Genomic DNA, 21173 nt, shown 5'->3' on the forward strand with positions numbered 1-21173 from the left:
AGGCGAGTCTCAGCACTCTGCGTAAGACTGTCGCCATGCGCATCCTCGTAGTGGACGACGACAGGGCCGTCCGTGAATCACTCAGGCGATCCCTTGAGTTCAACGGGTACCAGGTGGAACTGGCCGGGGACGGCGCGCAGGCCCTGGAAGCGATCATCGCCAACAGACCCGACGCGATGGTCCTCGACGTGATGATGCCGCGGCTCGACGGCCTGGAGGTCGCCCGACGCCTGCGAAGCACCGGTGACGACCTGCCGATTCTCGTCCTCACCGCGCGCGACACCGTGTCCGACCGCGTATCCGGCCTCGACGCCGGAGCCGACGACTACCTCCCGAAGCCCTTCGCGCTCGAAGAGCTCCTCGCGCGCCTTCGCGCGCTTCTGCGTCGTGCGATCCCGGACCCGCAGGCCGGGCAGAACGCCGAGGTCCTGTCGTTCGCGGACCTCACCTTGGACCCGGGGACGCGCGAGGTGCGCCGGGCAGGCAGGGAGATCAGTCTCACGAGGACCGAGTTCGCCCTCCTCGAACTGTTCCTCTCCTACCCGAAGCACGTCCTGACCCGCAGCCGGATCCTGGAGGAAGTATGGGGATACGACTTCCCGACGTCGGGCAACGCGCTGGAGGTCTACGTCGGCTACTTGCGCCGAAAGACCGAGGCTGGGAGCGAACCGAGGCTGATCCACACGGTGCGGGGAGTGGGCTACGTCCTGAGGGAAACCCCGCCGTGACCGAGCCGGTCCAGGTCGTCGACGTGTCCGAAAAGGATCCGCGCGGCGACCGCTGGGGCACGCGGCGCTTCTCGCTCCGCGGCCGGGTGACGCTGCTCGCGGCCGCTTCGGTGGCGGGCGCGGTGGCGCTGGTGTCCCTGGGCGCGTACCTCGTCGTGCGCGACAACCTCTATCAGCAGGTGGACGACAACCTCGTCGCCCGCGCGCACGCCGCGGTCGAATCACCGCAGGTGCAGACAGAGCTGCAGCAGGTGCCCGGCGCCTTCCTCGCCAGCGCGGACCTGCAGATCGGCCAGCTGACGGTCGGGGAGAAGGTCCGGCTGACCTACCCGCAGTCCGGCAGCCGCCCGCCGTACGGCGACGACGAGATCGCGGTCGCTTCCGGCGACAGCCCGTTCTCCCTGCGCACCGACCCGAAGACCGACAGCCGCGTCGTCGCCCTCCCGCAGGGCGCGGGGCAGGCGATGGTGCTCGCCCAGTCGCTCGGCCCGACCAAGCGCACCCTGAACGAGCTTTCGGTGGTCCTGTTCCTGATCGGCGGCGCCGGCATCCTGGTCGCCGCGGCCGCGGGGACCGCCGTCGCGAGAGCGGGCCTGCGGCCGGTCGACAGGCTGACTTCGGCGGCGGAACGCGTCGCCACCACGGGTGACCTGCGGCCGATCCCGGTCAGCGGCGACGACGAACTCGCCCGCCTCACCCAGAGCTTCAACACGATGCTCGGCACGGTCGCCGAATCGCAGGAACGGCAACGGCAGCTCGTCGCCGACGCCGGTCACGAACTCCGGACGCCGCTGACGTCGCTGCGCACCAACCTGGAGCTGCTCCTGTCCGCGAGCAGGCCGGGCGCGCGGACGCTGTCCGACGAGGACCGCAGCGACATCGAGGCCGACATCCGCGGCCAGCTCGACGAGCTGACCCAGCTCATCGGCGACCTCGTCGAACTCGCCCGCCAGGACGAGCCGCGGATCGAGCACGAGCGGGTCGAGATGGTCGACGTCGTCGAGCGCGCGCTGGACCGGGCCCGCCGCCGCGCGGGCGAGATCGAGTTCGGCGTCTCGCTCCAGCCGTGGGTGCTGACCGGTGACACGAGCGCACTGGAACGCGCGGTGCTGAACCTGCTCGACAACGCGGTGAAGTTCTCGCCGGAGGGATCGACGGTCGGGGTCCGGCTGTACCCGGTCGGCGACGGCACCGCGGTGCTCGAAGTCGAGGACTCGGGTCCGGGCATCGCCGACGAGGACCTGCCAAAGGTGTTCGACCGGTTCTACCGTTCGTCCGAGGCGCGGACGCTGCCCGGTTCCGGGCTCGGCCTGGCCATCGTCCAGCACGCGGCGCAGCGGCACGGCGGCGACGTCTACGCGGGCCGCGCCGCCGCCGGCGGTGCGCTGATGACCCTGCGGCTCCCGGGAGCCCCCGCCTGATGGGCGATTACGACAAGGGCCTCGAACTGCTCCGGCTTCTCGGCGGCGTCGAGAACCCCGCGGTGCTGGAGCTGTTCAAGGCCGCCCAGGCGGCGGAGTACGGCGAGGAAGCGGTCGCCTTCGTCTACGGCGGTGTCTATCAGCGGCCCGGGCTTTCGCTGGCACAGCGGCAACTGGTGACGGTCGCCGCGCTGGAGGCCTTGGGCTACGCGGAGGCGCAGCTCGCGTTCCATCGTGCCGCCGTGGTGAACGTCGGCGGCGACCTGGGCCAGGACGACGAAACGACCCGGCGGCTCAAGCGGATCGCGGTGTACACGGCGAAGGGTGGCGTGGACCCGGAGCTGGCCGACGTCCTCCAGGAAGCGAAGGACGCGGGGGAACTCAGGGAGGCTGTCGAGACGATCCTGCATCTCGCCGTGTACGTGGGCTTCCCCGCCGCGCTCAACGCGCTCGCCACTACTCTGACGAGTGATGAGCACCGAGAACGCGCCTGAGATGCCGCCCCGCCGTCTGCTGTGGACTCTGCTGGTGGCCGCGGTGCTGCTGGCCGCCGACCAGCTGACCAAATGGTGGGCCGTCGACGCCCTCACCGACCGCGCGCCGATCCCGGTGATCGGCGACTTCATCCGGTTCCGGCTGCTCTACAACCCGGGCGCGGCCTTCTCACTCGGCGCCGATTCCACCTGGATCTTCGCGATCGTGGCCGCGGTCGCGGTGGTCGCGCTGCTGTGGATCTCGCGCAAGGTCCGCTCGGCGGGCTGGGCGATCTCGCTCGGTCTGCTGCTCGGCGGCGCGACGACGCATCTGGGCGACCGCCTGTTCCGCGACCCCGGCTTCGCGCGCGGGCACGTCGTCGACTTCATCGACTACAACGGCTGGTTCGTCGGGAACGTCGCCGACATCGCGCTGTTCTTCGGGGCGGTGGCGCTCTTCGTGTTGAGTTTCCGCGGCGTCCCGATCGACGGCGTCAAGCAGACGGTCGAGGAGTGACGAGACAGAACTCGTTCCCTTCAGGGTCTGCGAGAACGACCAGCCCGTCTTCGGGACGTGCGAGTACGCGCACCCAAGGCGACGAGCCGGTCGACGTCGTCTCCCGTCAGGTCCAGGTGCACGCGATTCTTGACGGCCTTGGTTTCCGGCACCGAGTTGAAGAAGATCCGCGGCCCAGAAGCGGGCCAGCGAAGCCGGATGCCGGCAGTCGAAGACGACGTCGCGAATCCTGGCCATGGCCTCATGGTGGCAGGCGGTTCCGCTCGTCGCGCCTTGTTTGATCGTGTAGGATTTTGTGTAGTTGATCCAGTGTAGTCATCGGAGGCTTCGTGCTCGCGCGGCAACGACAGGCGGTGATCCTCGAGGAGGCGCGCCGGACCGGGGCGGTCCGGGTCAGCGACCTCGTCACGAGGCTCGGTGTTTCCGATATGACGGTGCGCCGCGACCTCGACGTGCTGGCCGCCCGCGGCCTGGTCGAGAAGGTCTACGGCGGTGCCACCTCCATCGTCGGCAAGAGCACCGACGAACCGGGGTTCGAGGCCAAATCCGTGCGCCAGCGCGCGCAGAAGGAGGCCATCGCCGCCCTCGGGGCCGGGCTGGTCCGGCCGGGCACCGCGATCGGCATCTCCGCGGGCACCACCACCTGGACGCTGGCCAGGGCACTCGACGAGGTCCCCGGCCTGACGATCGTCACGAACTCCATCCAGGTCGCCGACGTGCTGCGCGGCGCGAACCAGCCGGATCGCACGGTCGTCCTCACCGGCGGCGTCCGCACCCCGTCGGACGCCCTCGTCGGGCCGGTCGCCGTGCAGAGCCTGCGTTCCCTGCATCTGGACATCGTCTTCCTCGGTGTGCACGGGATGGCCGACGGGCCGGGGTTCACCACGCCGAACCTCACCGAATCCGAGACCGACCGGGCGCTGGTCGAAGCGGGCCGCAAACTGGTCGTGCTGGCCGACCACACCAAATGGGGAATCGTCGGCATCTCCACCATCGCCGGGCTCGAAGAAGCCGACGTCGTCGTCTCGGACGACGGTTTGTCCGACAACGCAAGGGAAAAGCTCACCGAGCAGGCGGGTGAGCTGATGATCGCCGAAACGGCGGAGACGGCTGAGGCTGAAGAAGCGTGAAGCGCACGGTTAGGCACCTGGCCGACGGCCGGGAGATCATCTATTTCGACTCGCCCGGCGCGCCCGAGCGCACCGCCGAGGACACGCGAGATCTGCCGCAGGTCGCGGCGGCGTCGGAGATCCGGCGCGACCCGCTGACCGGCGAATGGGTGGCGATGGCCGCGCACCGGCAGACGCGGACCTACAAACCGCCCGCCGACCTGTGCCCGCTGTGCCCCACGAAACCCGGGAAGCCCAGCGAGATCCCGGAGCCGGATTACGACGTCGCGGTGTTCGAGAACCGCTTCCCTTCCTTCTCCCGCACCGTCATCGGCGAGTCGTCCACAGTGGACGGCGCGGGTCTGGTGCCGATCGCGCCGGGCGTCGGCCGGTGCGAGGTCGTCTGTTTCACCAGTGACCACGACGGTTCTTTCGCCGGGCTGACCGCGAAGCAGGTCCGCGCGGTCGTCGACGCCTGGGCCGACCGCACCGCCGAACTGTCCGCGATGGACGGTGTCGAGCAGGTCTTCCCGTTCGAGAACCGCGGTGAAGAGATCGGCGTGACGCTGCATCACCCGCACGGTCAGATCTACGGCTACCCGTTCGTCACGCCGAAGACCGAGCGGCTGCTGGAGGTCGCCCGCGCCTACGAGGCCGAGCACGGCCGTCCGGTGATGGGGGACGTGCTGGCAGCCGAGCGGGAGTCCGGGGCGAGGGTCGTCGTCGCGGGCGAGCACTGGACGGCGTTCGTGCCGCCCGCCGCGCGCTGGCCGGTGCAGGTCCAGATCGTGCCGCATCGCCAGGTGCCCGACATCCCCGCGTTGTCGGACGCCGAGCGTGACGACTTCTCCGACGTCTACCTCGAAGTCCTCCGCCGCTGCGACGGGCTCTACGACCGGCCGCTGCCCTACATCGCGGCCTGGAACCAGGCGCCCGCCAAACGTGATCGCGAGCTCGGCTGGCTGTACCTGGAGGTGTTCTCGGTCCTTCGATCCAAGGACAAGCTGAAGTACCTGGCCGGGTCGGAGTCCGGAATGGCCGTGTGGATCAACGACGCCACCCCCGAGCAGATCGCGGACAGGCTGCGCGCCACCCGCTGACGGGGCCATACTCATGTGCGATGCACAGCTTTGGCTCAGGAACTTCTCAGGACCATCCCGCAAGGTGAGGACATGACCGAGAACGACCCCAGCGCCCAGGACGCCGAGAAGGCGCGGCCCGCCGGCACCCAGCCGGACGCGGAGCAGAGCGCGAGCTGGGCCGCACAGCCTGCGCCGCAGCAGGCTGACGCGACCGGCCTCGGCGGCCATGCCACTCCGCAGACCGGAGCGCAGCAGGCCTATAGCCCGGAACAGCAGCAGTACAACCCGTGGTCGGCCCAGGCTCAGCCACAGCAGGCACCCGCTCAGGAGCACCAGGCCCAGACACAGCAGACCCAGACCCAGGCCCAGCAGAACCCGTACACCCAGGGACACCAGATCCCCGGCCAGCAGACGCCGTTCACCCAACCGGGTCCTTCTGTCTACGCGGTCCCGCAGCAGCGCCAGGCGCAGAAGTCCACCTCGGGCAAGCTGCTCGCCGGTGTCGCGGCGATCGCGCTGGTGGTCGGCGGGGTCGCGGGCGGCACGGTCGGCTACCTGACCGGCGACGCGTCCGGCGGCTCGTCGGTGAACGCGCTCGACGCGCCGAAACCCGCCCAGCAGACGGGCAACCTGCCCGCCGGTTCGGTCGAGTCCGTGGCGCAGAAGCTGTCGCCGAGCGTGGTCGAGCTGCAGGTGTCCGGCCGGTCCGGAGCGGGCGAGGGCTCCGGCTTCGTGCTCAGCACCGACGGCTACGTGCTGACCAACAACCACGTCGTCGAGGTCGCCGCCGGTGGCGGCGGGCAGATCCAGGCGGTGTTCCAGGACGGCAAGAAGGGCACGGCGACCGTCGTCGGGCGTGACCCCACGACGGACATCGCCGTGGTGAAGGTCAGCGGCGTCAGCGGCCTGACCCCGGTCGAGCTCGGCCGGTCCGACGACCTGCGCGTCGGGCAGCCGGTGGTCGCCATCGGTTCGCCGTTCGAACTGGCGGGCACGGTCACCTCCGGCATCGTCAGCGCGCTGAACCGGCCGGTGAGCGCCGGTGGCGGCGGCGACCAGACCACGGTGATGTCGGCGGTGCAGACCGACGCGGCGATCAACCCGGGCAACTCCGGAGGCCCGCTCGCGAACATGGCGGGCCAGGTCATCGGCATCAACTCGGCGATCTACAGCCCGAAGTCCGCACAGGGCCAGGGCGGCGAGAGCGGCGGCAACGTCGGCATCGGCTTCGCGATCCCGATCGACCAGGCACGCCGGACCGCCGACGACATCATCAACACCGGCCAGGCGACGCAGACCTTCATCGGCGCACGGGTGCAGACCGCGCCGACAGGTGGCGCGCAGCTCGGCGAGATCTCCCCGGGCAGCCCCGCCGAGAAGGCGGGCCTCAAATCCGGCGACGTCGTAACGAAGCTGGACGAGCGGGCGATCCCCAACGCGGACGCCCTCGTCGCGGAGATCCGCACCCGGGCACCGAACGACAAGGTCAAGTTCACCCTCAGCGGTGGCAAGGTGATCGAGGTGACCCTCGGCGGACAGCCGGTCACCCCGAACTAGTTCCTCACAGACGCTCGGCCGCAGTGCGCGGCCGAGACCAAACCCCGGCTCGAACCCCCAGCGGGCCGGACCCAGAGGCCACGCGCGACCGGCTGCCAATCCCGGTCGTGCGTGGCCCTTTTAACGCGCTTTTCGCGGGACGAGCGCGGCCACGAGGACGCCGAGCCAGACGACGGCGAGCGTGACGAGCAGGCCGGTGACGGTGTCGGCGTCGTGCAGCCCCGGGTTCCGGGCGCCGCCGAAAGGCCGCCACAGCAACGGGAACGCGATCACCGTCAGGACGCCGGTGAGGACGGCACCCGTCTTGACCGGGGTCTTCCAGCGTTCCGGCAGGAACCTGCTCAGGACGAATCCCACGGCACCGGCCAGGGGCGCGGCCAGCAGGTCGTGGACCAGCGGGCCGCCGGCGAGCCAGCCGAGCGTCCCGAAGACGTCCGGGCGCAGCGGGAAGGCGTACTCGGCGAACAACATCGCGCCCCAGGCGAGCGCGCCGAGGCCGGGCAGGAACAGCAGCAGTCGCACCGTTTTCACAGCGTCTCCAACCGGGTGACCCATTTCGTCTGCAGGACGCCGGGCCGGTTCGGGGCGATGATCCGGCACGGGAAGCCGTGGTCGGCGTCGAGTACCTCGCCATTGAGTTCCAGTGCCAGCAGGGTGAGCTCGTCCGCGGTGTGCTCGCCGGGGAGGTCGCTGATCCCGTACGGCCCGGCCTTCTCCAGTGAGAACACCCGGACCGGGGTACCCGGTGTGCTTCCGGCGTGCCGCAACAACTCCGGCAGCGAGACACCGCTCCACCGCGCGGACTGGCTCCAGCCCTCGACGCACGCGATCGGCAGCTCGGCCGAGGTTCTCGGGAGCGCGCGCAGTTCTTCCAGCGAGTAGGTCTTCGTGCCTTTCGGCGTCACCACGGACAGCCGCCAGTTCGGGTCTTTCGCCGTGGCCACGACACCGGCCGCCTCGGCGGTCCGGTTCACCGGCAGGCCCTGCGGCCCCTTGTCGCTACGCCAGGACAGCCCGGAAACGGTGCGCAGCAACGGTACCGTCGCCCCGGCCGTCGCCACGACGGCGACTCCCGCGGCCAGCCACGTCGTGCGGAGGAAGGCGCGCCGCGAGGGTTCGGGGGCCTGCGCGACCGAGCGGCGGACGATCGGGAGTTTCACCGCGACGTGCACCAGGATCGAGCCGATGGCCACCCACGCGACCGCGTAGTGCAGCTGCGGGAAGTAGAAGTTCCACGGATAGTTCTGCGCGACGTTGAACAGGCCGGTGACGAGTTCGAAGAAGGCGGCCGCGGACAGCACCAGGATCGACAGGCGTTCGAGCGCGTGCGGCAGGGAACGGATCACCGGGCGCTCGAACAGTTTCGGGTAGACGCTCCAGAGTTTGGCCAGCAGCAAGGGGATCGACGCGATCCCGGAGATGACGTGCGTGCCCTGCGTGACCCGGTACAGCCAGACCGGGCGGCTCGGCCAGCCGAACCACGACGGCGGATGCTGGACGAGATGGCTGATCAGGCCGGTGACGAAGCACAGGGTGAAGGTGACGGCGAGGGCGAGCCCGATCCGGGACGTCACCCGCTCGGAAGTCGCGTTCATGCTTTCTCCAGGCAGGCGAACCAGCGGTGGTCGCGGCGGGTGGCCCAGGCGACCCGGAACGCGGTGCCGGCGGCGAGTTCCGCGATCGCCTCGACGCCGACCCACGCCCAGGTGAACCAGGCGCCATCGGTGTCATCACTGCCGGGCCCCAGCCGGACCCGGTCCTGACGGACGCCGCGGCCGGGCGGGTCGAGTTCGACGAGCACCGTGCCGCCGTCGCCGACCAGTTCCGCCATCCGGGACAGGAGCCGGAGCGGGTCGCCGCCGATGCCGATGTTCCCGTCGGCGAGCAGGATGTGCCGCCAGCGCCCCTCGCCGGGCAGCCGGTCGAAGACGTCCCGGTGGAGCGCGGCGGCGCCCCGGGCGTGGGTGAGGCGCACGGCGGTGGCCGAGATGTCGACGCCGAGCGAGGCGACACCGCGTTCGGACAGCGCGGCGGTGAGCCTGCCGGGTCCGCAGCCGACGTCGAGGGTCGGACCGTCACAGGCGTCGAGGAGGACGTCGTCGCCGTCGCAGGGGATGGCCGTCCAGCGGTCCACCGGCAGGTCGACGCGTTCGCCGGTCGCCAGTTCCAGCCAGCAGCGGTGGCCGAGCAGGCCGCGGTCGAAGACGGTCACCGGACTTCGGCCACCGCTCGGGCGAACCGGCTCCCCGGCCGGAGGTCCGCGACCCGGCGCGCGTCCGCCATCGTGTCCACATCGGACAGGGCGGGCAGGGTGCCGGGGTCGAGACCGACGTCGGCCAGTGCGCGCAGAGTCTGGCGGCCCGTGTCGTCGCGCGACATCGGGACCCCGGCGAGGGCCTTGGCGTGCAAAGGATCCTTGAGTCCCAGCGCCCACCAGCCGCCGTCTTCCGCCGGTCCCAGGACGGCGTCTTCGGGCCGGTTCGCGGCCTCGGCCAGCAAGGCAGGGGTGACCTGAGGGGTGTCCATCCCGATTTGCAGCACCGGTTCCCCGGGGCGGGAGGCGTCGGCGTGGGCGTTGACGAGCCGGACGTCGAAACCTTCGCCGCGCTGGGGGATCACCTCCGTTTTCCGGATTACAGCGGCGATTTCCTTGCCCTTCGTCGCTCTGCCGAGGTCGCCGGTCAGTGCGACGACCACGCGTGCGTCCGGGGTCAGCAGGGCGGCGTCGAGGGTGTCGAGCAGCGAGGCGGCCGCGATCCCTGCGGCCTGCTCCGGGGTCGCGGGCGGGCAGAGGCGCGTCTTCGCGAAGCCGGGCACGGGCGCCTTGGCGACGATCAGCAAGCAGAAGGTCATCGGCTCAGCACCCGCCCGAAATCCCTTGCGGCGCGGAGGGTTCCGCGCAGCGAGCCGGAGACCTTCGACTTCGTCCCCTTGGCGCGTTCGCCGTACGAGACGTCGAACTCGGCGACCCGCCAGCCCGCACGCCGCGCCTTGATCAGCAGTTCGAGCGGGTAGCCGAAGGCGCGGTCGGTGACGTCAAGGTCGAGGAGTGCCCGCCGCCGGACGGCCCGCAGTGGCGCGATGTCGCGGACCGGCAATCCCTTGCGCCTCAAGAGGGACGAGATCAGCGCGTTGCCCGCTCTCGCGTGCCACGGCCAGACTCCGGGCCTGGACGGCACCCGGCGTCCGACGGCCAGATCGGCGTCGGCCAGCCCGCGCACCAGCATCGGCAGTTCGGCGAGGTCGAGCGAACCGTCGGCGTCGGCGAAACACACGACGTCCGCCGTGGCCGCCTCCAGCCCGGTGTGCACGGCGGCGCCGTAGCCGCGCCGGGGTTCATGGACGACCTTCGCCCCGAGCCCGGCCGCTATCTCGGCGGAACCGTCCGTGGAGCCGTTGTCGACCACGATCGCCCGATAGCGCGCGGGCAGCGCCGCCAGCACCCCGGGGAGGGCACCGGCCTCGTCGAGACAGGGGAGCACGACGTCAACCTGGTCATCGTTCACCCATCGCACGTTAAGTCCGGGGTGGACGGACGAAAACCCTTGTGGTGCTTACCGAATCATGACGTCGGTGAAGTTCTTACCGAGTTCTGACGGACCGCGTCTCCGTACCGCCGGGCACCGGGAATCCGGTTATGGTGCCGGTGATGTCCACTGTCACCGCCCCTTCCCGCACGGGCCGCCGGGCCGATCTGATCGCCGTCGGGCTGGCGATGCTCGTGGTCGCCGCCGCGATCGCGGTCGGCCTCTACTACAACCGTCCCGGCTCCGGCGTGGTGATCTACGCGTTCGCGCCGCCGCTGTTCGGATTGTGGCTGCCGCACGTGGGGCCGGGGTCGATCGCCGCCGTCGTGCTCGCGCTCCTCGTCGTCACCAAAGGTCCCTTGCTCGCCGCGCGGCTGAGCTGGCGTCCGCTGCTCGCGCTCGGCTACGTGACCGCGCTGGTGTGGACGTTCTCGCTGGCGATGATCGACGGCTGGGCGCGTGGGTTCACCGGCAGGCTGGCCACGGAGCACGAATACCTGCACGAGGTCCCGGGGATCACCGACATCCCGAAGATGCTGAGCGAGTTCTCCTCGCGGATCCTCGACTACCAGCCGAACTCGTGGACGACACACGTCTCCGGGCATCCGCCGGGCGCGACGCTGGTCTTCGTCTGGCTCGACAGGCTCGGCCTGCACGGCGGTGCCTGGGCTTCGACGTTCGTCGTGCTCGTCGGCTGCCTGGCCGTGGTCGCGGTGCCGGTGACGCTCTCTGCGCTGGGCAGGCAGGACGCCGCGAGGACGGTCCTGCCGTTCGCCGTGCTGACCCCGGGCGCGATCTGGCTCGGCGTCTCGGCGGACGGGATGTTCGCCGGGGTGACGGCGACCGGGATCGCACTGCTGGCGCTCGCCACGCGACGGCGGATCCTCGCGCTCCCCGGCGGCCTGCTGCTCGGGTTCGGTCTTTTCCTCTCGTACGGTCTCGTCCTGCTGGGCGTGATCGTGCTGGCCGTCGTCCTGCTGACCCGCGAGTGGCGGATCCTGCTGCCCGCCGCGGCGGGCGTCGCGGTGGTCGTCGTGGCGTTCGCGCTGACCGGGTTCTGGTGGGTCGACGGGTATCACCTGGTGGTCGAGCGCTACTACCAGGGGATCGCGACGCTGCGCCCGTACTCCTACTGGGTGTGGGCGGACATCGCGGCGGTGCTGATCGCGATCGGACCGGCCGTGATCGCCGGGACGCGGCGGGCCGGGGCGGCGTTCCTCGCCGAGCCGAAACGGTCGTTTCGCGACCCGGTCGTCCTGATCGTGCTGGCCGCGGCGCTGACGATCGCTTTCGCCGACCTCTCCGGCCTGTCGAAGGCGGAGGTCGAACGCATCTGGCTACCGTTCGAGGTGTGGCTGCTGCCCTCGGTGGCGCTGCTGCCGTCGAAGGGGCGGCAATGGTGGCTCGCCGCGTCGGCGGCCACGGCGCTGGTGGTGAACCATCTGGTGCTGACGAGCTGGTGAGGTGGACCGTATGACTGAGCAAGGCCGCGTGCTCGTGGTCGACGACGACGAGACCGTGCGGGACGTCGTCCGCCGGTACCTGGAGGTCGCGGGCTTCGAGGTCGACGTCGCCGGGGACGGCACCGAGGGGCTGCGGCTGTTCTCCGAGACCGGCCCGGACCTCGTGGTCCTCGACGTCATGATGCCCGGCCTCAACGGGCTCGAAGTGTGCCGGCGGCTGCGGCAGGTGAGCCAGGTGCCGGTCGTGATGCTGACCGCGCTCGGCGAGGAGGAGAACCGGATCGCCGGGCTCCAGCTCGGCGCCGACGACTACGTCACGAAACCCTTCAGCCCCAAGGAACTCGCGTTGCGCGTGGCGTCGGTCCTGCGGCGGGCGCGGATGCCGCGGCCCGAACCCGCGGCGCGCACCGTCACCGACGGGGACCTCTCGTTGCAGATGACGGCACGGCAGGCGACCCTCGGCGGCGTCGAACTTCCTTTGACGAGCCGGGAATTCGATCTGCTCGCGTTCTTCCTCGCCCATCCCGGCGTGGCGTTCTCCCGCGCAGATCTGCTGGAGAAGGTGTGGGGCTGGGACTTCGGCGACCAGTCCACGGTGACCGTCCACGTCAGACGGTTGCGGGAGAAGATCGAGCGGAATCCGGCCAAACCCGTCCGCGTCGCCACCGTATGGGGCGTCGGCTACCGGTACGACCCGGTGGTGCGGCCGTGATCGGCTCCGGGGAGTCGTTCGGCGAGATGCTGACGCACGCCTGGCACATCCTGCCGTTCGCGCTGATGTTCGCGGTGCCGGTGGTGCTGCTCGGCTGGCTGGCGTTGTACCTGCTCAGACGAGGTTCTCTGGCCAGCACGATGACGCTTCTCGTGCTGATCCCGGTGCTCGCGACGCTGGTCGCGGTGCTCGGGATCAGCGGGTTCATGTTCACCCCCGCGCTGACCACGATGACGCTGGTCTGCCTGCTGGTCGCGCTGGTGACCGTGCCCGCGGCGCTCATGCTCGGGCGGGCGATCGCGCGCCGCAGCGTGTGGGAGCGGGAGGCGCGGGAACGGGAGCGCGCGGCGGAGGCGTCACGGCGCGAACTCGTCGCGTGGATCAGCCACGACCTGCGCAGCCCGCTGGCCGGGATCCAGGCGATGGCCGAGGCCGTCGCGGACGGCGTCGTCGCCGAGCCGATCGAGGTCACCGGGTACGCGCGGCGGATCAGCGGCGAGACGACGCGGTTGTCGGGCATGGTCGGCGATCTGTTCGAGCTGTCGCGGATCACCGCGGGCGCGCTGGAACTGACCATGGCCGCCGTGCCGCTGCGCGACGTCGTGAGCGACGCCGTCGCCGCGCAGGCCCCGCTCGCCGAGCAGAAACGCGTGCGGATGATCGAACAGGCCACCGTGTGGCCGGTCGTCTCCGGCAGCGACCCGGAGCTGGCGCGGATCGTGCGCAACCTGGTGTCCAACGCCGTGCGGCACACCCCGCCGGACGGGACGGTCGCGGTCCAGATCGGCATCGAAGGCGGCGAGGCGCTGCTGGCGGTCTCCGACGGCTGCGGCGGGATCCCCGACGACGAGATCGGGCGCGTCTTCGACGTCGCGTTCCGGGGGACGCCCGCGCGGACGCCCGAGCGCGGCGGGCTGGCGAGCGGCGGCGGACTCGGGCTGGCGATCGCGAAAGGCCTCGTCGAGGCCCATCGCGGCCGCATCGGCGTCCGGAACGACGGTCCGGGCTGCCGTTTCGAGGTCCGGCTGCCGCTCGCGATGCCCTAGAGGCGCAGGAAACCCATGTCCGGGAAGTGGGCCGGCGCGATGAGCGCGCCGGTCTCTTCGGCTTCGGCGAGGAAGCGCCGCCGGGTGCGGAGCGCGAGATCCGGGTCGACGTCGCCGAGGAAGCCCACCCGCGTGTCCGTCAGCTGCGCGGGCGTGTGCAGGACGTCGCCGAGCAGCAGCAGGCGCTCGTCGTCCGCGGTGATGTCGAGGACGTAGTGACCCGGCGTGTGGCCAGGGGCGTGCCGGGCCACGATGCCGGGCGCGATCTCGACGTCGTCGCCGCTGATCGCCTCGGTCAGGCCCGCGCCGCGCGCGGTCTCCATGCCGACGCGAGGCCAAGCGCCCGTCTCGGCGGGCTCGATCAGGGCTTCCCAGTCGAGCTGCCCGAAGACGACCTGAGCACTGGGGAAGGTCAGGTCGCCTTCGGGGGCGATCCAGCCGATGTGGTCGTTGTGCAGGTGGGTGAGGAAGACGGTGTCGATCTCGCCGACCGGGCAGCCCGCCTTGTCCAGCGCGGCCGCGAGGTCGCCTCCCGTGCCCATCGGCGGGGTGGGGTCGCCCTTGGCGGGCGTCATCCCCTTGGGGAAGGCGAACTCGCGCGGGCCGAGGCCGGTGTCGACGAGGATCGTGCGGCCGTTGCCGCGGATCAGGTAAGCGCCTGTCGGGACGTGCACGGTGCCGTCTTCGTCGAAGACGTCCGAGTGGGCTTCGGGGTCGAGACCGGGGAAGAACGCGAGCGGCAGCCGGATCAGGCCGTCCCCGATCGCTTCGATCTCGATGTCTCCGACGGTGATGCCCACCAAAACCCCCAAAAAAGTCGATTCCGTTGCCGGGAACGACAACCGAGCGGGGGCCGGGTCTGTTCCCGGTTTCAGGAAGCGACCGGTTCCCGCAGTTCAGCGGTGGCGAACCCGGCGATGCCTTCGGCGAAACCGGTTCGCGCGGTGAAGCCGAGCAGCCGTTCGGCGCGGACGGGGTCGGCGACGACGTGCCGGACGTCGGCAGGCCGCGCGCCACCGGCGATCTTCGGAGCCGGGCCGTCACAGGCCTTCGCGAGTTCCACGGCGAGTTCGCCGACGGAGTGCGGCTGTCCGGAACAGATGTTCAGCGGGGTCAGGTCGCCTTCGGGCCCGTCGGTGGTCAGCGCCAGGACGTTCGCTCTCGCGACGTCGTGGACGTGCACGAAATCGCGCTGCTGCTTGCCGTCCTCCAGCACTGTCGGCGCCTCGCCGCGCAGCAGCGAGGACCGGAACAGCGACGCGACGCCCGCGTACGGGGTGTTCTGCGGCATCCGGGGGCCGTAGACGTTGTGGTACCGCATGGCCCAGACCGTCCCGCCGGTCTGACGGGCCCACGCCGCCGCGAGGTGTTCCTGCGCGAGCTTGGTGGCCGCGTACGTGCTTCGCGGCCGCAGCGGCGCGTCCTCGGGGACCAGCCGCCAGTCGAGTTCGGCGCCGCACGCCGGGCACGCGGGCTCGAAGCATCCGGCGTCCACATCGGACTGTTTCCGCGGCGACGGCGGGACGATCCCGTGGATGAGGCACTCGTAGCGACCCTCGCCGTAGACGACCATCGACGACGCGAGCACCAGTTTCCGGACTCCCGCCCGGTGCATCGCGGCGAGCAGCACGGCCGTCCCGTAGTCGTTGTTCAGCGCGTACGACGGCGCGTCGGACGGATCGACGCCGTGCCCGACGACGGCGGCCTGATGGCAGACCGCGTCGACCCCGTCCAGCAGTTCGGCGACCAGCTCCGTGTCGGTGACGTCGCCGCGCAGGAACCGGTGACGTCCGGTGTACCCGGGCGGACGCGACGAACCGTGGGCGGTGCGCAGGAGGTTGTCGAGGACGACGACCTCGTGGCCCTGATCGGACAGCAGATCGGCGATGTGGGAGCCGATGAACCCGGCCCCGCCGGTTACCAGTGTTCGCACTATCCCGACGCTAGGGCTGATCTTCGCCGACGGCCCCGGATCAGCGGCTCACGTCAGGGAATCGTCACAACTCGCGCCGCCCGGCACCATGGGAGCGAAGATCAGCCGAAACCGGATACGGTGTGCGTATGGAACGGAGCGCACAACGGCTGGGCCGCGCACTGGTGGTCATCGTGGACGACCGGGTCGCCCACGGCGAACACGAGGACAACACGGGACCGCTGGTCACGGAGCTGCTCGAAGAGGCGGGGTTCATCGTCGACGGTGTCGTGGTGGTCGAGGCCGAGACGGCCGCGATCCGCAACGCGCTCAACACCGCGGTGATCGGCGGTGCCGACCTGGTGATCACCGTCGGCGGCACCGGGGTCTCCCCGCGCGACCGCACGCCCGACGCGACGGCCGGTGTGCTCGACCGCCCGATCCCGGGCATCGGCGAAGCGCTGCGCGCGTCCGGACTGGCCGCCGGCGCGGTGGACGCGGGCATCTCCCGCGGGCTCGTCGGCGTCTCCGGCAGCACGCTGGTGGTCAACCTGGCGGGTTCGCGCGCGGCCGTCCGCGACGGCATGGCGACGCTCTCGTCGCTCGTGCCGTACGTGATCGACGAGCTTTCCGGGCTCGAAGAGGCTTAGCTCTTGGCGGCGGGTCCGGGCTCCGGCCCGGGCTCGTCCTTCTTGTCCTGGTGGAGTACTCCTTCCACTTTCTCGGTGACCTGGCCGATCTTGTCCTCGAACCGGCCGCCGGTGACCTTGTTCGCCCCGGCCGACGCGACCGAGACACCCTTGGCCGCGACGTCGCCCGCCTTCTCGGCCAGCGGCCCGGCCTTCTCGCGGACTTCGCCCGCGACCTCTTCCGCTTTGTGGACGGCCTGCGCGGCCAGTCCCTTCGCTTTGTCGACAATGCCCATACAGTGATGGTCCCACCGGTCGGCGGACCCCGCGACCGGTGCGAAAATGGACGTCATGCCAGGTGAAGACAAGGACAAGCACCCCGCTGCGGCAGCGAAACGCCGGGTCGACGAGATCTTCGGCGACGTCCTGCCCGACACGACGTCCGACGAGCGAGAGCCGGGGCAGCGCACCCCGGACTCCGACTCGTGGTACCTGGAGAACCGGCCGCCTCATCACGACCGGTGATCCGGGTCAGCCCTGGCGGTTCTGCTGCGCGCGCAGCAGGTCGCGGATCTCGGTGAGCAGTTCGACGTCGGTCGGCTCCGCCGGGCCCGCCTCTTCGCCACGCTTGCGCCGCTCCTGGACGTGCTTGACCGGCAGCACGATCACGAAGTAGACGACGGCCGCGACCAGCACGAAGTTGATCGCCGCGTTGATCACGCCGCCGAAGTCGAGGAACGTGGCGTCGTTCTCGGCGAGGATGTTGAATCCCAGCCCCTTGGCGGCGTCCGAGCCGCCGATGGTGTTGATCAGCGGTTTGATCAGGCCGTTCGTGAAGGCCGTGACGATCGCCGTGAACGCCGCGCCGATGACCACCGCGACCGCGAGGTCGACGACGTTCCCGCGCATCAGGAAGTCCTTGAAACCCTTGAGCAAGACGCTCTCTCCTCTTCACCTGGGACGGTTCGCCGACCGTCCCTTTTCCGAACCGGGGGGACGCAGGCGCCCGCCGCCACCGGGCAGGCGCGAGCTAGCGGAGGGTAACCGCTATGGACCGTTCCAGCGAAGTGGCCGCGACCCGTGTCGCGATCTCCGAGGGCAGGGAGAGCAGCACCAAAGGTCCCTTGCTCCCGGTGCCGAGGGTCTTCGGGTCGCGGGTGCCCTGTTCGCCGACGGCCGCCACCACGGCCATGCTGGCCAGCACAGACGCCTCTCGTCCAGCCTCGGCGGCCGCGACGACGTCGACCCGCTGACCCGGCCTGAGCAGCTCGGCGACACCGGCGTCGGCGAGCCTCACCGGGACTGTCGAGCTTTCGGGATCACCCGATCCGGGGATGGCCGCGTCCAGCAGGCGGACGTCCGTCAGCGGTTCACCCGCCCGCGCCGCCCCGACGAGCATCCGCCCCTCCACCGAGGACCGCTGGCCGGTGGCGCCCTGTGGACGGACGTCGTCCGGGAGGTCGACGAGTTCGAGGTCCCCGGCGCGCAGCAGCGACCCGGCCGGGAGGTCGCGGGCGGAGACCACGGTCGCGATGCCGGGCGCGCCACGCGCGGAGGCGGGCAGGAAGAGTACGACCAGGCCGCTGAGCAGCAGGGACAGGGCAAGCCAACGGCGGAGCAACCGCGCGGGCCTGCCGCGGAGTCTTCGCAGCACGGGCAGATCGTGGAACACGGGATTCCCCTTCGTCGATCGGTGATGATCTCGACGCTAGGGGCCGGTGCGACACCTGGAAAGAACGAAAACCCCCGGCTGTGGATAACCGGGGGCCTGTGGACAACTCGGGACGTCAGGAAGCGGCGGCGGCCGTTTTCGTCGTACCCGTGGAGGAGGATGCCGAGCTCTTCGAGTCCGACTTCGACTCGATCTTCGACTCCGACTTGCTCTCGGTCTTGGACTCGCTCTTGGCCGACGACGAGTTCGAGGTCGTATTGGCCTTCGAGTCGCGCGAGTCGTTGCGGTAGAACCCGCTGCCCTTGAAGACCACGCCGACCGAGCTGAAGACCTTGCGAAGCGGGCCCGAGCACTGCGGGCACACGGTCAAGCTCGCGTCGGAGAACGACTGCACGGCCTCGAAAGCGTGGTCGCATTCCTTGCAGGCGTACTGGTAGGTGGGCACTGCTGCTCCTTCGTGCATTGGCACTCAGCCGACAAGAGTGCTAACGCCACACGGTACCGGGGCATTCCGACGCAGGTCAAACAAGGTTTCCCAAGGTCACATGAGGACCTGGTCACGCACCCTCTCGCGTGCGGGATCGAGACCGGGTTTCGCCATGATGGTCATCACCTGATCAGGCAAGGCGCGTCCAGCCCCTCTAGATGTTGAATATCAAGGGGGGCTAGATTAGGCTGCGTGGTGAAGGCGATGAAGTATCGAGACGTGCGGCGGGCACTACTCGACGAAAGCTGCGCTCACAAATCGACTCGGGGCAGTCATGAGAAGTGGGTGTGTCCTTGCGGGCGACATCAAGCGATCGTGCCCAACTACAAGAACGTCTCACCTGGAGTCGTGGACGACGTCATCAAGAAGCTCACGTGTCTCTCGAAGGGGTGGTTGCAGTGACCGACACCTATGTCGTCGTGGCCAAGCGCTGGAAGCGCGGCTGGGAACTGCATGTCGACGGGGTCGGAGTCACGCAGGCGAGCACCCTGTCGAAGGCGGAGGCCGTCGCCCGTGAGTACATCGCGTTCGCTCTCGATCTCGACGACGAAACTTCCTTCGAAGTGGACGTCGTACCCCAGTTGGATGCCAAGCTTGCGGAGCAGGTCAGGTCGGCGCGCGCCGACGTGCGGGACGCGGAGCGCAGGCAACGCGAGGCCGCGGCGAAGCAGCGTGACGTGGCGAAGAAACTCGGAACTTCCGGTCTTTCGGGGCGGGAGATCGCCGCGGTACTGGGTTTGACCCCTCAGCGGGTGAGTCAGCTGATCGGGGGCAAGGGGAAGGGTGCGACCGCGGGCGGTTGAGCCCCTGAGCTGAACGGAGGCCACCATGCCGGAAGCGAGCGAAGATCCCTTCGGCGGCAGGGCCCCGACCAGTCATGAGCGCATGACCGGCCTGCCCTGGGACGCCTCGTACCACGAAGGCCCAGCTCCCTGGGACTTCGGCGGACCCCAGCCCGCCGTCGTCCGGGCGGCGGGAAGGTTCACCGGCACCGTGCTCGACGCGGGCTGCGGATCCGGTGAGAACGCGCTCCACCTCGCGTCCCGGGGCCTGAGCGTGCTGGGTGTCGACGTCGCCGAGACGGCTCTCGAAACCGCACGCGAGAAGAACCGGGAACGCGGGCTCGACGCCGAGTTCGTGACGGCGGACGCGCTCCACCTGGATCGGCTCCGACGTCGATTCGACACTGTGCTCGACTGCGGCCTCTTCCACGCTTTCGACGCCGACGAGCGCTTGGCGTACGTCAGAAGCCTCGAAGCGGTCACCAAAGGGACGCTGTACATCCTGTGTTTCAGCGACGGCGAGAACGCTGGGCCGCACCCCGTAGAACGCGAGGCGCTGACAAAGCCCTTCGGTGCAGGATGGCGCGTGAAGACCATCGAGGAGGAGCGCGTCCGGACCAGGTTCCACGACGAAAACGGCGCCCCGGCCTGGTTCGCGACGATCGAGAGAGAGCCGCCGGATGAGTGAGTTGCGAGACCTGCTGGCCGACGCCGCCGCCCGCGTGGCCGACTATCGCGAGAGCGTGGCCGACGTCCCGGTCTTCCCGGACGACACGTCGGGCGTCCGGGAAAAGCTCGGCGACCTGCCCGAGACGCCCGTCCCGCCCGCTGACGTCATCCGGCGGCTGGCCGACGCCGTCGAGCCCGCGCTGGTGGGGAGCACGGGGCCGAGGTACTTCGGCTTCGTCACCGGTGGCGCGCTCGACGCCGCGACGGCGGCCGACATGCTGGCGACCGGCTGGGATCAGCCCGCGTTCAACAAGGTCACCTCGCCGGCCGCCGCGATCGTCGAGGAGGTGGCGGGTGAGTGGCTCAAGGACGTCCTCGGCCTGCCGTCCGGCGCCTCCTTCGGGTTCGTGACCGGCGGACAGGGTGCGAACACGGTCGGCCTGGCCGCCGCCCGGCATCACGTGCTGGCCCAGGCGGGATGGGACGTCGAACGCCGCGGGCTGCACGGGGCGCCGCCGCTGCGGGTCGTCGCCAACGTGGAGCGGCACGCGACGATCGACCGTTCCCTCCGTCTCCTCGGCCTGGGGACCGACGCCGTCCGGCCGGTCCGCGCGGACGACCAAGGCGCCATCGACATCGCCGATCTCGAGAAGGCGCTCGACGGGCCCGCAATCGTTTGCCTTCAGGCGGGCAACGTGAACACCGGAGCGTTCGACGACTTCGCCGCCGCGACGGAGATCGCCCACCGGCACGGCGCGTGGGTCCACGTCGACGGCGCTTTCGGGCTCTGGGCGGCCGCCGCTCCCGCGCTCAGGAGGCTGACCGCGGGACTGGAAACGGCCGACTCCTGGGCGGTCGACGGGCACAAGTGGCTCAACGTCCCCTACGACAGCGGGTACGCCTTCTGCGCTCATCCCGAGTCCCACATCGCGGCGATGTCGCTCACGGCCGCTTACCTGACCGGCCAAGGCGATGGTGGCGTGAGAGCGCCGAGCGACTTCGTGCCGGAGTCCTCCCGCCGGGCGCGCGGATTCGCCACCTGGGCGGCACTCAGTGAGTTGGGCCGCACGGGGATCGCCGAGATGATCGAGCGATGCTGCGCCCTCGCCCGCCGGTTCGCCGGGAAACTCGACGCGTGCGACGGCGTCACCGTCGTGAACGACGTGGTGCTGAACCAGGTGCTCGTCGACTTCGGCGACGACACGGAGCGCGTGGTCGAGGCCGTCCAGCGCTCCGGCGAGTGCTGGATGGGCGCGACCACCTGGCGCGGCCGGCGCCTGATGCGCATCTCCGTGTCCAACTGGAGCACGACCGAGGCGGACGTCGACCGAGCTGTCGAAGCGATCAAGGCGGCTCGTGAAACCACGAAGAGAAAGAACTGAAAAAC

Annotated in this window: 26 protein-coding genes and 1 pseudogene; 15 read left to right on the forward strand and 12 right to left on the reverse strand. The window is 70.2% G+C overall.

The genetic code is table 11. The features are described 5' to 3' along the window. Positions 1-35: 35 nt before the first annotated feature. The 4 genes from B0293_RS25620 to lspA are packed head-to-tail and all read left to right on the forward strand — an operon-like array spanning position 36 to position 3139. On the forward strand, positions 36-728 hold the full coding sequence (locus tag B0293_RS25620) for a response regulator transcription factor (RefSeq protein WP_039917259.1): 693 nt from the start codon (positions 36-38) through the stop codon (positions 726-728). Beyond that, complete coding sequence (locus B0293_RS25625; protein WP_005155569.1) at positions 725-2149, forward strand: HAMP domain-containing sensor histidine kinase; 1425 nt, start codon at positions 725-727, stop codon at positions 2147-2149. The genes B0293_RS25620 and B0293_RS25625 overlap by 4 nt, the downstream gene beginning before the upstream one ends. Continuing rightward, positions 2149-2643, forward strand: coding sequence for a carboxymuconolactone decarboxylase family protein (locus tag B0293_RS25630; RefSeq protein ID WP_005155570.1), 495 nt, complete (start codon positions 2149-2151; stop codon positions 2641-2643). The genes B0293_RS25625 and B0293_RS25630 overlap by 1 nt, the downstream gene beginning before the upstream one ends. Then, on the forward strand, positions 2621-3139 hold the full coding sequence (gene lspA, locus B0293_RS25635) for a signal peptidase II (protein WP_039917264.1): 519 nt from the start codon (positions 2621-2623) through the stop codon (positions 3137-3139). The genes B0293_RS25630 and lspA overlap by 23 nt, the downstream gene beginning before the upstream one ends. On the opposite strand, the pseudogene B0293_RS25640 reads toward lspA, so the two are convergent. Continuing rightward, positions 3117-3315: pseudogene (locus B0293_RS25640) on the reverse strand (VOC family protein); the annotation flags it as partial. The gene lspA and the pseudogene B0293_RS25640 sit on opposite strands and share 23 nt — an antisense overlap. A 153-nt stretch (positions 3316-3468) precedes the next feature. Between B0293_RS25640 and B0293_RS25645 the strand changes: the two are divergent. The 3 genes from B0293_RS25645 to B0293_RS25655 all read left to right on the forward strand — a co-directional run bounded on the left by B0293_RS25645 (position 3469) and on the right by B0293_RS25655 (position 6887). Further along, on the forward strand, positions 3469-4269 hold the full coding sequence (locus tag B0293_RS25645) for a DeoR/GlpR family DNA-binding transcription regulator (protein WP_005155573.1): 801 nt from the start codon (positions 3469-3471) through the stop codon (positions 4267-4269). After that, a complete protein-coding gene (galT, locus tag B0293_RS25650; RefSeq protein WP_005155575.1) occupies positions 4266-5348 on the forward strand; it encodes a galactose-1-phosphate uridylyltransferase in 1083 nt (360 codons plus the stop codon). The genes B0293_RS25645 and galT overlap by 4 nt, the downstream gene beginning before the upstream one ends. Before the next feature lie 72 nt (positions 5349-5420). Then, positions 5421-6887, forward strand: coding sequence for a S1C family serine protease (locus B0293_RS25655; protein ID WP_005155576.1), 1467 nt, complete (start codon positions 5421-5423; stop codon positions 6885-6887). Positions 6888-7007: 120 nt separating this feature from the next. On the opposite strand, the gene B0293_RS25660 is transcribed toward B0293_RS25655, so the two are convergent. Genes B0293_RS25660 through B0293_RS25680 form a run of 5 tightly spaced genes read right to left on the reverse strand, consistent with a single transcriptional unit; the run spans position 7008 to position 10393 of the window. Next, positions 7008-7418, reverse strand: coding sequence for a hypothetical protein (locus B0293_RS25660; protein ID WP_005155578.1), 411 nt, complete (start codon positions 7416-7418; stop codon positions 7008-7010). Then, entirely contained in the window at positions 7415-8482 is a 1068-nt protein-coding gene (locus B0293_RS25665; protein WP_005155579.1) for a molybdopterin-dependent oxidoreductase, read from the reverse strand. Before B0293_RS25665 ends, B0293_RS25660 begins: the two co-directional genes overlap by 4 nt. Beyond that, the gene (locus tag B0293_RS25670) at positions 8479-9099 is read right to left on the reverse strand and encodes a methyltransferase domain-containing protein (RefSeq protein ID WP_005155580.1); all 621 of its coding nucleotides are present in this window, start codon (positions 9097-9099) and stop codon (positions 8479-8481) included. Before B0293_RS25670 ends, B0293_RS25665 begins: the two co-directional genes overlap by 4 nt. Further along, on the reverse strand, positions 9096-9740 hold the full coding sequence (locus tag B0293_RS25675; RefSeq protein WP_005155581.1) for a TIGR04282 family arsenosugar biosynthesis glycosyltransferase: 645 nt from the start codon (positions 9738-9740) through the stop codon (positions 9096-9098). Before B0293_RS25675 ends, B0293_RS25670 begins: the two co-directional genes overlap by 4 nt. Next, positions 9737-10393 carry a glycosyltransferase family 2 protein gene (locus B0293_RS25680; protein WP_005155583.1) on the reverse strand — a complete coding sequence of 219 codons (657 nt, stop codon included), beginning with the start codon at positions 10391-10393 and terminating at the stop codon, positions 9737-9739. Before B0293_RS25680 ends, B0293_RS25675 begins: the two co-directional genes overlap by 4 nt. Before the next feature lie 131 nt (positions 10394-10524). Here B0293_RS25680 and B0293_RS25685 point away from each other — a divergent pair, with 131 nt between their 5' ends. Genes B0293_RS25685 through B0293_RS25695 form a run of 3 tightly spaced genes read left to right on the forward strand, consistent with a single transcriptional unit; the run spans position 10525 to position 13635 of the window. Beyond that, entirely contained in the window at positions 10525-11877 is a 1353-nt protein-coding gene (locus B0293_RS25685; RefSeq protein ID WP_005155585.1) for a hypothetical protein, read from the forward strand. Between the two features lie 10 nt (positions 11878-11887). After that, entirely contained in the window at positions 11888-12589 is a 702-nt protein-coding gene (locus B0293_RS25690; protein ID WP_005155588.1) for a response regulator transcription factor, read from the forward strand. Then, positions 12586-13635, forward strand: coding sequence for a sensor histidine kinase (locus B0293_RS25695; RefSeq protein ID WP_005155589.1), 1050 nt, complete (start codon positions 12586-12588; stop codon positions 13633-13635). Before B0293_RS25690 ends, B0293_RS25695 begins: the two co-directional genes overlap by 4 nt. Here B0293_RS25695 and B0293_RS25700 read toward each other — a convergent pair. Both B0293_RS25700 and B0293_RS25705 read right to left on the reverse strand, forming a co-directional pair. Further along, positions 13632-14435 (reverse strand): MBL fold metallo-hydrolase, encoded by an 804-nt coding sequence (locus B0293_RS25700; RefSeq protein WP_005155590.1) that lies wholly within the window; start codon positions 14433-14435, stop codon positions 13632-13634. The genes B0293_RS25695 and B0293_RS25700 overlap by 4 nt on opposite strands. Before the next feature lie 71 nt (positions 14436-14506). Then, complete coding sequence (locus B0293_RS25705; RefSeq protein WP_005155591.1) at positions 14507-15568, reverse strand: NAD-dependent epimerase/dehydratase family protein; 1062 nt, start codon at positions 15566-15568, stop codon at positions 14507-14509. Positions 15569-15696: 128 nt separating this feature from the next. Here B0293_RS25705 and B0293_RS25710 point away from each other — a divergent pair, with 128 nt between their 5' ends. Further along, positions 15697-16197: a MogA/MoaB family molybdenum cofactor biosynthesis protein gene (locus B0293_RS25710; protein ID WP_005155592.1), complete on the forward strand. Its 501-nt coding sequence runs from the start codon at positions 15697-15699 to the stop codon at positions 16195-16197. Here the strand turns inward: B0293_RS25710 and B0293_RS25715 are convergent. Continuing rightward, positions 16194-16472, reverse strand: a complete 279-nt coding sequence (locus B0293_RS25715) for a hypothetical protein (RefSeq protein ID WP_005155593.1) — start codon at positions 16470-16472, stop codon at positions 16194-16196. The two genes, B0293_RS25710 and B0293_RS25715, sit on opposite strands and share 4 nt — an antisense overlap. A gap of 55 nt (positions 16473-16527) precedes the next feature. Between B0293_RS25715 and B0293_RS25720 the strand changes: the two genes are divergently transcribed. Next, positions 16528-16701, forward strand: coding sequence for a hypothetical protein (locus B0293_RS25720; protein ID WP_209437271.1), 174 nt, complete (start codon positions 16528-16530; stop codon positions 16699-16701). Positions 16702-16707: 6 nt separating this feature from the next. On the opposite strand, the gene mscL is transcribed toward B0293_RS25720, so the two are convergent. From mscL to B0293_RS25735, 3 genes are all read right to left on the reverse strand, one after another. Beyond that, positions 16708-17112 carry a large-conductance mechanosensitive channel protein MscL gene (gene mscL, locus B0293_RS25725; RefSeq protein WP_005155596.1) on the reverse strand — a complete coding sequence of 135 codons (405 nt, stop codon included), beginning with the start codon at positions 17110-17112 and terminating at the stop codon, positions 16708-16710. Positions 17113-17206: 94 nt separating this feature from the next. Then, positions 17207-17848, reverse strand: a complete 642-nt coding sequence (locus tag B0293_RS25730; RefSeq protein WP_005155598.1) for an SAF domain-containing protein — start codon at positions 17846-17848, stop codon at positions 17207-17209. A gap of 115 nt (positions 17849-17963) precedes the next feature. Then, the gene (locus B0293_RS25735) at positions 17964-18293 is read right to left on the reverse strand and encodes an FmdB family zinc ribbon protein (protein WP_005155599.1); all 330 of its coding nucleotides are present in this window, start codon (positions 18291-18293) and stop codon (positions 17964-17966) included. Positions 18294-18733: 440 nt separating this feature from the next. On the opposite strand from B0293_RS25735, the gene B0293_RS25745 reads away from it, so the two are divergent. The 3 genes from B0293_RS25745 (at position 18734) to B0293_RS25755 (ending at position 21168) form a co-directional block, all read left to right on the forward strand. Further along, positions 18734-19138 (forward strand): hypothetical protein, encoded by a 405-nt coding sequence (locus B0293_RS25745; RefSeq protein WP_005155601.1) that lies wholly within the window; start codon positions 18734-18736, stop codon positions 19136-19138. An 82-nt stretch (positions 19139-19220) separates the two neighbouring features. Further along, positions 19221-19805 (forward strand): class I SAM-dependent methyltransferase, encoded by a 585-nt coding sequence (locus B0293_RS25750; protein WP_039917379.1) that lies wholly within the window; start codon positions 19221-19223, stop codon positions 19803-19805. Then, positions 19798-21168, forward strand: a complete 1371-nt coding sequence (locus B0293_RS25755; protein ID WP_005155603.1) for a pyridoxal phosphate-dependent decarboxylase family protein — start codon at positions 19798-19800, stop codon at positions 21166-21168. Before B0293_RS25750 ends, B0293_RS25755 begins: the two co-directional genes overlap by 8 nt. Positions 21169-21173: the final 5 nt, after the last annotated feature.

This window comes from Amycolatopsis azurea DSM 43854 (assembly GCF_001995215.1).
In the GTDB taxonomy this organism is placed as follows: domain Bacteria; phylum Actinomycetota; class Actinomycetes; order Mycobacteriales; family Pseudonocardiaceae; genus Amycolatopsis; species Amycolatopsis azurea.